Below are 12,387 nucleotides of genomic sequence, written 5' to 3'. Positions count from 1 at the left end.
GTTTAATGAAACTTAACTGAACGTAAAGCTAGAGAGAAAAGGAGTGGACACAGTGAGTTTGGATACGAAGCGATTGGCGGACGAATTGGCAGAACAGGTCGTTGCCTGGCGCAGACATTTGCACCAGCATCCCGAACTGTCGTTTGAAGAAGAACAGACGTCTCAATATGTGTATGAAAAATTGCAATCTTTCGGAAAATTGGAATTGTCCCGTCCGACGAAAACGAGCGTGGTTGCTCGCCTGATCGGCTCCCAGCCGGGAAAAGTGCTCGGCATGCGCGCCGACATGGACGCCCTGCCGATTCACGAAGAAAACGATGTGCCTTACGCATCCGGCAAAGCGGGCGTGATGCACGCTTGCGGGCACGACGGGCACACCGCGATGCTGCTTGGGGCGGCGAAAATATTGTCGCAGTACAAAGACCGCATCAAAGGGGAAGTGCGATTTTTCTTCCAGCACGCAGAGGAGCTTCCGCCGGGCGGCGCGGTCGAGATTGTCCGGGCAGGAGCGGCGGACGGTCTGGATTCGATTATCGGGATTCACCTCGCTTCTTACATGCCAGTCGGAAAATTCGGAGTTTTATACGGGGCGCTCACCTCTTCCACAGACCGTTTTGATGTGAAAATCCAGGGCAAGGGCGGACACTCCTCCCAGCCGGAGTCGGCGATCGATCCGGTCGTCATCGGCGCGCAAGTCATCACCGCTTTGCAGCAAATCGTCTCCCGCAATGTCAGCGCGTTGGACAAGGTCGTCCTCTCCGTGACGATGTTGAACGCAGGCACGGCCTACAACATCATTCCAGATACGCTGACGCTGACAGGCTCGACCCGCTGCTTTAACGCGACAATTCGCGAAAATCTGCCGGTCTGGATTGAGCGGATTGTCAAAGGGATTACCGAAGCACATGGGGCCGGCTACGAGTTCTCGTTCTCTCACGGCTACACCTCCGTCGTCAACGACGAGCAAGTGACCAGGCTGATGGAGGACATCATTCGCGAGCGCTGGGGCGAGGAAGACATTATGTACATCGACCCGCTGATGCCGGGCGAGGATTTCTCCGAATACTTGAAAAAGGCGCCAGGCTGCTTCATCCAGTTGGGAGCGGGCAATCCGGAGAAAGGCTTTGTTTACCCGCATCACCACCCACGCTTTGATTTTGATGAAGACGCATTGGCTCGCGGCGTCGAATTGTTCGTTCGGGCAGCGCAAAAGGTAGTCATCGAATAGCAGACAGAAACAAGACCGAACAGGGGGATCCTTATGACTGAGGGACGCGTGAATGTGTACAAGCTGCATTTCCTGGTGCTTGTACTGGTAGCCTTGACAGAGTTTATCGGCACGAAAAAAATCAATATCGGCATCGGCGTCATCGCCTTGTTCCCGATGCTGTACGCACTCGTTATCGGCGGTGTCATTAGCTGGCCTTCATTCAAGTTTTTGAAAGAAAAAGATATGAATGTCGCGGCAAACATTTTGGGCGTTTCTTTTCTGATCTTCGTATGTAAGCTCGGCGCCAACATTGGTCCAGAGCTGCCCAAGCTGTTTGGAGCGGGCGTATCGCTGCTCGTCCAGGAGGTAGGCCACATCGTCGGAACGATCATTTTGGGCTTGCCAGTGGCGCTTTTGCTCGGTCTGAAGCGCGAATCAATCGGGGCTACCTATTCCCTCGACCGCGAGCCTAACCTGGCGATTATCGTGGACAAGTTCGGGGCAAGCTCGCCGGAAGCGCGCGGCGCACTGGGCGTTTACATTTGCGGTACTTTGTTTGGCGCGATTTTCATGTCGTTGCTCGCAAGTATCCTCGGCAGCAGCGGACTGTTCCATCCGATTTCGCTCGCGATGGGCGCAGCGGTTGGTTCAGGGAGCATGATGGCGGCAGCGACAGGCTCGCTCGCCGTAATTTTCCCGGAAGCGCAAAAAGACATCGCCTTCTACTCGGGGGCGGCGAACTTGATGATGAGCATTATCGGTACCTATGTATGCATTTTCGTCTCCTTGCCGCTCACGCAGCGGCTGTACGCATGGCTGGAGCCGATCATCGGCCGCAAAAACGCTTCTTCTGACACAGAAGGGGGGAAAAGAAGCGCATGAATCAAATTTTGACGATTCTCATCATTGGCGCAATCTCACTCATCGGTAACTGGATCGGCTATGGCGTGCCGATCATGGAATCGTTGCCAGGCATTGTGCTTCTCGCGGTCATCACCTTGATCGGGATGGGCTTTACGAAAATTTTGCCGTTCAAATCCCCGGTGATTGTCTGGATTTCTCTGTTTGCCATGTTGGCTACTTCTCCTTTCTTCCCAGGAAGCGAGTACACGGCAGCATCGATTGCCAAAATCAACCTGCTGGCGCTCGCGACACCGATTCTCGCATACGCCGGTCTGTCGCTTGGAAAAGACATTCATCTGTTCAAGCAGTTGAGCTGGCGGATCGTAGTCGTATCCCTCGTCGTTTTCACAGGGACGTTCCTGTTCGCAACCTTGTTCGCGGAGATCGTGTTCAAGATTCAAGGAAAGTTTTAAGCAATCCGCATTAGCGAAACAAACCTTCGTGGCTCGCAACTTGCCGCGAAGGTTTTTTCGCATCGCCTCCGGGTGTACAAAAGAATTGATCGATCAGGAATGGACAGTTATACTCTTAATAATCAGAAAGATTACGGCTTCCGACAAAGTAAGACAGGAGTGGAGAGAGCAAATGATTATTGATGTGAACCAAGTCATGTGGCAAAGAGACGAAACGGTCATTTTGCGCGACGTTAACTGGCAGGTGCAAGAAAACGAGCACTGGTGCCTGGTCGGACTGAACGGCTCCGGCAAAACGAGCCTGCTGAAAATCATCTGTGGCTACACTTGGCCGACAAAGGGGCAGGTCAGCGTCCTCGGAAATGTGTACGGAACGGTCGATTTGCGCGAAGTAAGAAAATCGATCGGCTGGGTCAGCACGGCTTTGATCGCACAGCTTCACGAGCACGAGACGGCCTTTCGCGTCATTTTGAGCGGGAGAGAAGCGACGATTGGCCTGTACGCGGTTCCGGCGGAGAAAGATGTGCAAAAAGCGTCCGAACTGCTCGAAACATTCGGCTGCACGGAGCTGCGGGACAGGCCGTTCGGAGCGCTTTCGCAAGGAGAGCGGCAAAAGGTGCTGATTGCGCGGGCGTTGATGGCGTCCCCCCGGCTGCTCATTTTGGACGAGCCATGTACGGGACTGGATTTGCTGGCACGAGAGCAGCTTTTGTCGATGATCGAGCAAATTGCCAAGCAGCCGGACGGGCCGACATTGCTGTACGTCACTCATCATATCGAGGAAATTTTGCCGTGCTTTACCCACACGCTGCTGTTGAAGGCGGGGGAGGTCGAGCGGGCGGGAAAAACGGACGAGGTGCTGACGGCAGACGGATTGACCCGCTTTTTTGGGGTTCCGGTCAACATTGCGCGGTCGCAGGGACGCTCCTGGGTCAGCCTCGGGGAAGCGGCATCGGTGCTTTAACAGCCGATCTTTTGGCAAGAGTCGGCAAGGTCGTGTAACATTGTGTATAATAACAGTATGAATAGAAACTGGGAGGAGAGGAGAGATGGAGGCATGAACAACGTGATTGCACCAATCACAGACTCCACCTGGGCGATCATCACCTACGAGGATGCGTGGCAGAGCTACGTGAACAGCTACGTGGTCAAACAAGGTGAATCGTTTGCTGTTATCGATTCCCACTTGCGCAAGCAGCGGACGTACTTTCAGCAGGCGCTGGAGGGAATCGGTGCCAAGCCGGAGCGGATTGAATACGTTTACTTTACCCATCGGCACGCGGACCATATCGGGAATGCCGACATGTTTCCTTCCCGAAACAACTGGATTCATCTCGACGATTACTACGAGCTGGACGATTTCTCTCAGACGCTGTTCGGGCACACCTTCACGGGGAGCGGCGGAGATCTACCGTCGTTGCGTTTTCGGCAATTGTCCTTTCATACGGAAGGGTCCGTGGCGTTTTTCGACCCGCAGAGCAAAATTTGTTTTGTCGGCGACCACATCTGCTTTGATAAAGCCGAGCTGGGTCAGATCGTCGGAAAAGAAAGCGAGTGCCGGGCGGCGTACAAGGCGCATATAAAAAGCTGGGCCATCGACGAGCCTGATCGCGTCCCGGAGTACGTGGAGGGGCTGGAAGCGTTGCTTGACTGGCCGATCGAATTTTTGGCGACGGGACACGGTCCCATCCTGCAAGGCGACATCCCCGACTTTTTGCAGGAGCTGATCGCGATTTTACGTCCGTAACTTTTTTCTGCAAAAGAAAAGACTTGTGCACCGGAAAAACGGGCGACACAAGTCTTTTGGCATTACGCGTGCGGGTGAATCAAGCGCGATTATTCCTTTGCTTGCTCCACCAGAACCGGGTCCATGATCTGGACGTTGTACTTTTTCTTCATTTGCTCCAGCCACTCGTCCGAGTGCTTGCGTCTGTTGCGCTCTAGCAGCTTCTCGGCGATCTCGGGACGAGCTTCTTCATACGTTTTTCCGAGCTTTTCTTTATTTTTCTCGTAGTACTCCTTGATTTGCTCCTCTGTTACCGGGAATGCCTTTTCAAACACTTTGTCGCGCAAAAGGAGCATGCCGAACCGCTCGCGGAGCTCTTTTTCATTCATTTTTCGTTCCTGCAAATACTCCTGGAACTTCTCCGGTGTTTTCAATTTATCCTTGATCGGATTGATCTTCGCGTCAATCTCCTGCTCGGTCACTTTGATGCCTTGGGCGGCGGCTTCCTGCTTGCACAGTTCAATGGCAATCAGGTCGGTCACGACTTTGGCGCCAGCCTCTTTTTTCATCTGCTCATAGAGCGCGGTTTGCGAGATCGCGGTGTTGCCGACTGTCGCGACTGCACTTGTATGGGCGGCGGCAGAATCTTTTGCCTGCGATACGCCGATCACAGCCAGTCCTGTCAGGAGGACGGCGACTGTCAGGATGGAAATGTCAAACTTTTTCATTTCAAGAAACCTCTCTTTCTGGCCTACATCTGTTGAAATAGTATAGAGCAGCGATACGGAAGAAAAATGGAACGGCTTTTACGAGAATGCCACATTTTCCTGCCCGATATGCCCGTTTTCTGGAAGCAGGCGGCAATAATAAACCGCACACCAGAAAAATCATGTGCGGTGTCATTTGGATTGGAAAGCAGGCGGATATTTAGCTGACGTGAGTCGAAGCCTTTTGCCATTCCTCCAGGCGTTTTTCCAGCTCGGAGCGGTTGAAGTGCAAAGAGCTGGCCGATTTGTTCAGCAACTGGCGGAGATAGGTCAAGGCGTGCTCGTAGTTGCCCTTGGCCGCTTCGATTTCAGCGAGGCAAAACAGCTTCCACTCCTTGGCAGAGCGCTTGGTGGCAATCAGTTGATAAGCTTCGAGTGCGCTTTCGATTTCGCCCAGTCGAGCGTGCGAGCAGGCGATGAGCGCGAGCGAATCCGTCATCCCTTGGTCGCGCTGGTAAATGCGGAAAGCGACTTCCAGCGATTCGTTGTAACGGCCGGACGAGTAGTAGACGATCGCCAGGTTGTAAAACAGGTAGTGAATCATGGCCTGATTGAACAGAGAAGGGCGTTCCTTGCAGACGTTGATGCCCGAAACAATGTACTTTTCAGCCAGTTCGTAATTGCCGATCATGATTTCGTGTGTCGATTTATCGAGCATGGCTACCGCACGCGAACGGTTTTTTCGGTAGGATGCCTCCAACCAGCTAAGCCGTACATCCAATCGGCGCTTGTACAGATTCGCCATATATTGAAAACGGAAGGGCCAGTGCAGGCGAATGAACATGACCAGCAGCACGGCAGCTAATCCCGCCAGTGTTGAAGTCAGATTAAGACTCAAATACTCCACGTAATGACACCCTCTCTTTTTGCGCTGCCTCTATTCCCCCATCTTAGCACAGAACCTGTCCGCGTGACAGACCATTCCCTTTATTTCGTCAATGGCAAAGTCTTTACAGCTTTCGGCCCTTGAAGCGGCTGGGCTTTGACGAAGTCGTCGGAAACGGTGTAGAGCGTCTGGTCAATCGTCAGGATTCGCTTGATGTTTTTTGTGCTTTCGTACCAGCCTTCCCCTGCCTTGTCTCTGTCTGCTTGCTCCAGATGTGTAATTTTGTCCGTCAACGTAAAGCCTTTTTCCAGATCGAGCCGGTAGACGTACGCGCCCTGGAACGTGAAGTGGCCGTAGCCGCGAATGTCCTGCTTCGCCTTTTGTTCCTCGGTCCATTCGTAGACGGTGACCGGGAAGGCGAGCAGCCCTTTTTCCTTGGAAAACAACAAAGCTTTATGGTTGCGCAACAGCTCGGAGTCTGTTCCGCGGTCGCCGATGACGGTTTTGAACTTTTCTTTCGGCTTGGTCACGTCGCTGACGTCGAACAGCGCGATTTTCATGCCCTGGTAAAAAGCCATGTCCTTGTCTGACTCTGCTTCCTTGCCGAATCCGATGATGTGGTTCTCGTCATACGGATGGAGGTAATCGCTGTAGCCCGGAATTTTCAGCGCTCCCAAAATACGCGGGGCAGCAGGCTTTGCCAAATCGAGCACGAACAGAGGGTCTACGTTGCGGAACGTCACCATGTAGGCGCGTTTCCCCATGAAGCGGACGGAGTAGATACGTTCGGTCGGAGCGATGCCTTCCAGCTTGCCGTGGATTCCGAGCGTGCTGTCAAGGACGTACACGTTGTTTTGCGAAGTGCCGGAATCGGTGCGCCACATGTTTCCGCTCGTCGTCGCGATCCGCAAGTAGCCGTCGTGTTCGTCCAGGGAAAACTGGTTGAGAATCTGGCCCGGCACGCTGCCTTTTGCCGAAAAGGCGATCTTGCCGTCGTTCATGCCGAAGCGGTAGATCGTCGTGTCCGTCGCAAGCGGCGGGGGGGCAAACGAAGGGGCAAGTGACTCGCCTTGCTTCAGCTTGATCGGCTCCGCTTTATGCTCGGTTACCGCTACGTACAGATTGGTCGGGGAGGCGTAAATGTTTTCCCCTGCGCCCAAATAAGTGGAAAGCGACAGCTTTTGTTTAGGCTCGTCGAGATTGACGCCTGCCACCATCAGGTAGTTCGGCTGCAAGCTTTCCGGAAAATAGCGGATGTCGCTGTACGGAACGGTTTGATACTGCTCGCCGAAGGCACTGTCGCGATAGGCAGGGCCAGGCAGCTCCGTTTTTTCCTGCAAAATCCGGTAAGTGTCGATGTAGTGATTGGCCGTCAAATACAGGCTGGAACCGATTTTGCGGGACGATAAATACTGGCCTTCCACTTCCAGTTGTCTGATGAGCCGCGGTTGCGCTTTGTCTTGGATGTCGTAGACGAGCGCTTTGACAAGCTGGTTGTGGCGGTAATACGGGATAGCGCGCTTCGAAGCGGGCAAAGGAGCCAACTCGACGCTGCTGTTCGCCTGGCCGATGACGATGAGTTTTTTGTCGTCGACGAACATCTCCAGCGGCGTGAACAGGCCGTCCTCATAGCTGATCCGGCTCGTCATGCGCATCTCCGAGGCCGGGTACGCTTTGACGATGCGCACTTCGCGACTCGTCGACTGGTACAGGTAGGTGCCATCCGTCTTGACGATGTCGGCTTCATCGACGCCTTGCACCTGCGTGTTCGTCGCAGAAAAATCCGGGGCTGCTGCGCTTTTGCCGGAATCCCTCGCTTCAAGGACAGCAGCCGCTGCGGGCATGCTCAACTCGGCTTCTGCCACGACGTAGTTGGTTTTCGCCTTTTTCAGCAGCTTCTTGAATTGCCCGTAGGAACCGACGACAGGCAATCCGTCTTGCTCTGAGGCTGTGACAGTCGGCTCGTTGAGCGAGCCTGGCGGAAGCAAAAACGGCAGAGCGCACAGCACGACGGCCGTAACGATAAGTCCCGCTGCTTTTTTCTTCATCTCGATCCCCTCGCATCTCGATCTTGGCAGGATGTGCATTCAGTTATAAGACGCAGAATGCTGCTTTAACGTTTCACATTGTCTTTGGTCAGCAATCTACGGACAGGGGGGAGAGCGTGTGCTATAATAATAGGCGGTTTAAGCTACCATTCACACTTACGTCAAAAGGGGCGTCATAGATGGAAAACTTGAAGCAAAGCATTCTGGAACTCATCACGGATACGTCAACAAACTTGCCGCCAGACGTGCGTCGCGCCGTCAATGCAGCAAAACTGAAAGAAGATTTGGGCACTCGTGCTGCGCTGTCCTTGTCCACCATCGCGCAAAACGTCGTGATGGCCGAGGAAAACGTCTCTCCGATCTGCCAAGATACGGGGATGCCGACCTTTGAGGTCAAAACTCCGGTTGGCGTCAACCAGCTCACGATCAAAAAAGCGATCAAGGAAGCGATTGTAGAGGCGACGAAAACAGGCAAGCTGCGTCCCAACTCCGTTGACTCCTTGACAGGGGCAAACAGCGGGGACAACCTGGGGCCAGGTACTCCGGTCATTCACTTCGAGCAATGGGAAGAGGATGAAATCGAAATCAAGCTGATCCTAAAAGGCGGCGGCTGTGAGAACAAGAACATTCAATACTCCCTGCCCTGTGAGCTGGAAGGTCTGGGCAAAGCGGGCCGCAACCTGGATGGCGTGCGCAAATGCATTTTGCATGCGGTCTACCAGGCACAAGGACAAGGCTGTAGCGCCGGCTTCATCGGCGTAGGCATCGGTGGCGACCGCACCTCCGGCTATGCGCTGGCGAAGCATCAACTGTTCCGCCCTGTGGACGATGTCAATCCGAACCCGGACCTGGCCGCGCTGGAAAACTACATTATGGAAACAGCGAACCAACTGGGAATCGGGACGATGGGCTTCGGCGGAAACTCGACCTTGCTCGGCTGTAAAGTGGGCGTGGAAAATCGCCTGCCCGCAAGCTTTTTCGTTTCCGTTGCCTACAACTGCTGGGCGTTCCGCCGTCAAGGTGTGCGTCTGAACGCCGAAACAGGCGAAATTCTCCGTTACTTGTACAAGGACGAGGAAGTCGCCATGGATTTGGCTCCGACCGCAGCCGCAAGCGAAGAAGGCGAAAGCCGTCGCGAGGTAGTGCTCGAAGCGCCCATTACGGAAGAGCAAATCCGCAGCCTGAAAGTGGGCGACGTCGTCATCATCAACGGCGAAATGCACACCGGACGCGATGCCCTGCACAGCTACCTGATGGATCACGACTGTCCTGTGGACCTCAATGGGGGGATCATCTACCATTGCGGTCCGGTCATGCTGAAGGATGAAGCGGGCGAGTGGCATGTAAAAGCGGCTGGACCGACGACTTCCATCCGCGAGGAACCGTACCAGGGCGACATTATCAAGAAATTCGGAATCCGTGCCGTTATCGGAAAAGGCGGAATGGGCGCAAAAACGTTGAAAGCGTTGAACGAGCACGGTGCTGTCTACCTGAATGCAATCGGTGGCGCGGCTCAGTACTATGCAGAGTGCCTGGAAAAAGTCGAAGGCGTGGACTTCCTGGAGTTCGGTATTCCCGAAGCGATGTGGCATTTGCGCGTAAAAGGCTTCGCCGCCATCGTGACGATGGACTCCCACGGCAACAGCTTGCATGCCGATGTCGAGAAATCGTCCCTGGAAAAATTGGCTCAGTTTGCCGAGCCGGTATTCAAATAAGGGAAACCGTATAGAAATAACGCAAAAGCCTCTGACATTATATGATGCCAGAGGCTTTTGAGCTGTAAACGAGTCATTCAAGCAATAACCCTTGTCCTGTGGTCATGAAAAAGCAGTAATAGCTTTTAGCATTAAACATGTGCTATTTGATATAATCAGCATAGATTATTGTTAAGGAGATTGCCATATGTACCCAATCTTAAATATTTCAGGGTGGCCCTTCGAAGATCTATACGTTTCGGGATCAAAAGAAAAGAGATGGTACAGATTTCCTGAGAGTTTTAAGCTAGGCTTATTCAAGCTTCCTGTTTCGCTGACAAGTAGTACATGGAAAATAGAAGGAGAATCTACTGGGGAAATGTGGGCTGAAAAAATTGCTTCCGAAATAGGCAAAATTCTGGGTTTTAGCACACATACTGTAGACATAGCTTGTGTTGCGGCTGACGACGAAATCGTAGGGCATTATGGGCTAGATATTTCGAAGTTGGATTCGGGAATGATTTACGGAGCACTTTGTCATTCCTTTCTTGTTGAAGGGGAGGAGAGTTTAGTTGAAGGTGCAGATATGATCATGGAATATGATTTTACATACAATCGGGACATTTTACGGGGAGAGTTTGAAGTTTACAGCTATGAGTTATTAGAGAAAATTTTTCGTAAATACAATTTTATAGAAGAACTGTATAAAATGATGGTTTTTGACACTTTAATAGGGAACACAGATCGACATCAAGATAATTTTGGAATCATAAGAAATGAAAAAACAAACGAGATACGGTTTTCTCCTTTTTACGATAATTCTTCTAGTTTAGGAAGAGAGTTACCTCAACATAAAATCATGCTAATGATGCGGGATAAACAAATGTTTGATGCATACTTATTTGGAAGGAAATCAAGTTCTTTAATCAAATGGGGAAACATTCAACAGCATGAGAAATTGAATATTTTTTCGTTGTTTCAAAAAATCAGGGAATGTACCCCTGAAATTAGTAAATATGTGTCGCGTATTGAACAACTTTCTGATAATTTGATAATCCAATTGCTTGAAAAAGTACCGGACGTAGTTATGACTGACCTTCAAAAGCAATTCGTTATACGCTTGTTAATAACTCGTCGAGACTATATGTTAAGGGAGTTTAGCCATGAAAATTAGTTTTAGTAAATTACTTCTAAACTGGAAAAGTCCAGTTTCAGGGAGAAATTTCCCAGTAGGAGTACTGCAAAAAAGGCTTGATAGCGGTCTGTACGTGTTTTCTTATAACATTTCAGTCGTTGAAGAGGCAAAGGCGGAAGGTTTCATTCCGTTTATCGGGATTAGTGATATCGAGTCAGTCTATGAAAGCAAGAAATTGTTTTCCGTTTTTGAAAGAAGACTTCCTAACACGAAACGAAATGATTTTCAAAAATTTTTGTCTGATAATGATTTGCAGGGTTCTGATGATGTGTATTGGGATTACTTATGTGTAACAAAAGGGAAATTGGCAACGGACTCGTTAACGTTCATGGAACCAATTGTTTATGAAAAGAATTATGTTTTATTTAGTTGTGAGGTTGCAGGCTGGTCATATACAAAATCTAAGAACAGGGATTTTCAACAGAAGGAGAACATTGAGTTTATTGTCAGAATAGACGATGTTAATCCTGAAGATTCGTCTGCAGTTGAATTTATTGACCAAGAAAATCATTATGAACGAGTGGGGTACATACCAAGACCGTTTAATCTGCTTTTTTATCGGTTGTTGAAACAAAAAATCAGTGTTTATTCAAAAGTTTACCACTTAGGAAAAGAAGATAACCGACCACATGTGCTTATTTATACCGAAGATATTGAAAGGGAAATAATCGAAAGGGAAACAGATTTGCAGTATTTAATTGAGTATCATGATTAGCACTGTTGTTCATTCTCACTCCTAAGCATTCTTGGGCGCCTTGCCGCTGCGCGCCTGCAACGGCGAATATACTGGGTGTTTACCTATCTTTGCAAAAATGGGTATTGGTTTATCTCCACTGTCTCCGGGCGGGCATAGGCTAGTAACGAACAAGAAACGATAGAGGGAGTGAGCTTCGTGAACTATACAGTCCGTGCGGGAGATACCCTGAACAGTATTGCCGCTCGCTTTGGCGTGCCCGTTCAGGAATTGATCCGCGTAAACAATATCGCCTATCCGTATTACATTTACGTCGGTCAAAACCTGTACATCCCGGTCACTGCCACGCCTGCTCCGACGAGTGATGTGGAACGGAGATTGACGCGCGTGGAAAATCGCGTGGATGCGCTGCGCGACGACTACACCAAAGTCGATGATCGCGTGGATCGCCTGGAAACACGCGTCAACCGCCTGGAGGCGCGCGTGACCCGTCTGGAACGCCTCGTGCCCGGCCCGGTGCCGACGCCTGCGCCAACCCCGCCCCCTCGACCGCGCCCGACTGCGACTCCACGCCCGCGCTAAGCCATTGGACGTCCGGCCATCCTTCCTTTTTGCAAAGGGCTAATAATTTTCCCGCTACGCCATCGCCTCTTGGCCCCGAACTGCATAAGGTAGTACTAGAGGATTACGAGGAGGTGCGGCCATGCTAGGGTTTAACGGCAAAAACGTCAGACACCATTTCATGGGCGTCTATGGAAAAGTGGTGCAGATTCGCGAGCTGGTGGAAGTCATCGACCAAGTATTCGATTCCTTTCACAAAGTAAACAGCATCAGCAAGACGATGCTTGGGCCACGCAAGCCGAGTGCGAAAAATCTCGACAAACTCAGATGACGATCAGGCATGAAGCCGG

General features: G+C 51.3%; 13 protein-coding genes. 10 read left to right on the top strand and 3 right to left on the bottom strand.

Going from position 1 to position 12,387, the window contains the following annotated elements; genetic code table 11:
- Nucleotides 1-52: 52 nt before the first annotated feature.
- From AC27IT_RS07550 to AC27IT_RS07530, 5 genes are all read left to right on the top strand, one after another.
- Complete coding sequence (locus AC27IT_RS07550; protein ID WP_025848543.1) at nucleotides 53-1,228, top strand: amidohydrolase; 1,176 nt, start codon at nucleotides 53-55, stop codon at nucleotides 1,226-1,228.
- Between the two features lie 33 nt (nucleotides 1,229-1,261).
- Entirely contained in the window at nucleotides 1,262-2,092 is an 831-nt protein-coding gene (locus AC27IT_RS07545) for a DUF3100 domain-containing protein (protein WP_005832930.1), read from the top strand.
- Nucleotides 2,089-2,526: a hypothetical protein gene (locus AC27IT_RS07540; protein WP_005832928.1), complete on the top strand. Its 438-nt coding sequence runs from the start codon at nucleotides 2,089-2,091 to the stop codon at nucleotides 2,524-2,526. Before AC27IT_RS07545 ends, AC27IT_RS07540 begins: the two co-directional genes overlap by 4 nt.
- 172 nt (nucleotides 2,527-2,698) lie before the next feature.
- The gene (locus AC27IT_RS07535) at nucleotides 2,699-3,490 is read left to right on the top strand and encodes an ABC transporter ATP-binding protein (RefSeq protein WP_005832926.1); all 792 of its coding nucleotides are present in this window, start codon (nucleotides 2,699-2,701) and stop codon (nucleotides 3,488-3,490) included.
- 93 nt (nucleotides 3,491-3,583) lie between these two features.
- Nucleotides 3,584-4,273, top strand: coding sequence for an MBL fold metallo-hydrolase (locus AC27IT_RS07530; RefSeq protein WP_005832924.1), 690 nt, complete (start codon nucleotides 3,584-3,586; stop codon nucleotides 4,271-4,273).
- An 89-nt stretch (nucleotides 4,274-4,362) separates the two neighbouring features.
- On the opposite strand, the gene AC27IT_RS07525 is transcribed toward AC27IT_RS07530, so the two are convergent.
- The 3 genes from AC27IT_RS07525 to AC27IT_RS07515 all read right to left on the bottom strand — a co-directional run bounded on the left by AC27IT_RS07525 (nucleotide 4,363) and on the right by AC27IT_RS07515 (nucleotide 7,893).
- Nucleotides 4,363-4,980 carry a SurA N-terminal domain-containing protein gene (locus AC27IT_RS07525; protein WP_327944960.1) on the bottom strand — a complete coding sequence of 206 codons (618 nt, stop codon included), beginning with the start codon at nucleotides 4,978-4,980 and terminating at the stop codon, nucleotides 4,363-4,365.
- Between the two features lie 199 nt (nucleotides 4,981-5,179).
- Nucleotides 5,180-5,866 carry a tetratricopeptide repeat protein gene (locus AC27IT_RS07520; protein ID WP_025848549.1) on the bottom strand — a complete coding sequence of 229 codons (687 nt, stop codon included), beginning with the start codon at nucleotides 5,864-5,866 and terminating at the stop codon, nucleotides 5,180-5,182.
- Between the two features lie 80 nt (nucleotides 5,867-5,946).
- Nucleotides 5,947-7,893 carry a beta-propeller domain-containing protein gene (locus AC27IT_RS07515; protein WP_007785074.1) on the bottom strand — a complete coding sequence of 649 codons (1,947 nt, stop codon included), beginning with the start codon at nucleotides 7,891-7,893 and terminating at the stop codon, nucleotides 5,947-5,949.
- Nucleotides 7,894-8,072: 179 nt separating this feature from the next.
- Here AC27IT_RS07515 and AC27IT_RS07510 point away from each other — a divergent pair, with 179 nt between their 5' ends.
- From AC27IT_RS07510 to AC27IT_RS07490, 5 genes are all read left to right on the top strand, one after another.
- A complete protein-coding gene (locus tag AC27IT_RS07510; protein ID WP_007785077.1) occupies nucleotides 8,073-9,608 on the top strand; it encodes a fumarate hydratase in 1,536 nt (511 codons plus the stop codon).
- Between the two features lie 187 nt (nucleotides 9,609-9,795).
- Entirely contained in the window at nucleotides 9,796-10,761 is a 966-nt protein-coding gene (locus tag AC27IT_RS07505; RefSeq protein WP_487091702.1) for a HipA domain-containing protein, read from the top strand.
- Nucleotides 10,751-11,497, top strand: a complete 747-nt coding sequence (locus AC27IT_RS07500; protein ID WP_005832914.1) for an HIRAN domain-containing protein — start codon at nucleotides 10,751-10,753, stop codon at nucleotides 11,495-11,497. Before AC27IT_RS07505 ends, AC27IT_RS07500 begins: the two co-directional genes overlap by 11 nt.
- A gap of 177 nt (nucleotides 11,498-11,674) precedes the next feature.
- Nucleotides 11,675-12,058 carry a LysM peptidoglycan-binding domain-containing protein gene (locus AC27IT_RS07495; RefSeq protein ID WP_005832912.1) on the top strand — a complete coding sequence of 128 codons (384 nt, stop codon included), beginning with the start codon at nucleotides 11,675-11,677 and terminating at the stop codon, nucleotides 12,056-12,058.
- Nucleotides 12,059-12,179: 121 nt separating this feature from the next.
- The gene (locus AC27IT_RS07490) at nucleotides 12,180-12,368 is read left to right on the top strand and encodes a hypothetical protein (RefSeq protein WP_005832911.1); all 189 of its coding nucleotides are present in this window, start codon (nucleotides 12,180-12,182) and stop codon (nucleotides 12,366-12,368) included.
- Nucleotides 12,369-12,387: the final 19 nt, after the last annotated feature.

The organism is Brevibacillus sp. YAE8 (genome assembly GCF_057543335.1).
This window is presented reverse-complemented; position numbering and strand designations above follow the sequence as displayed.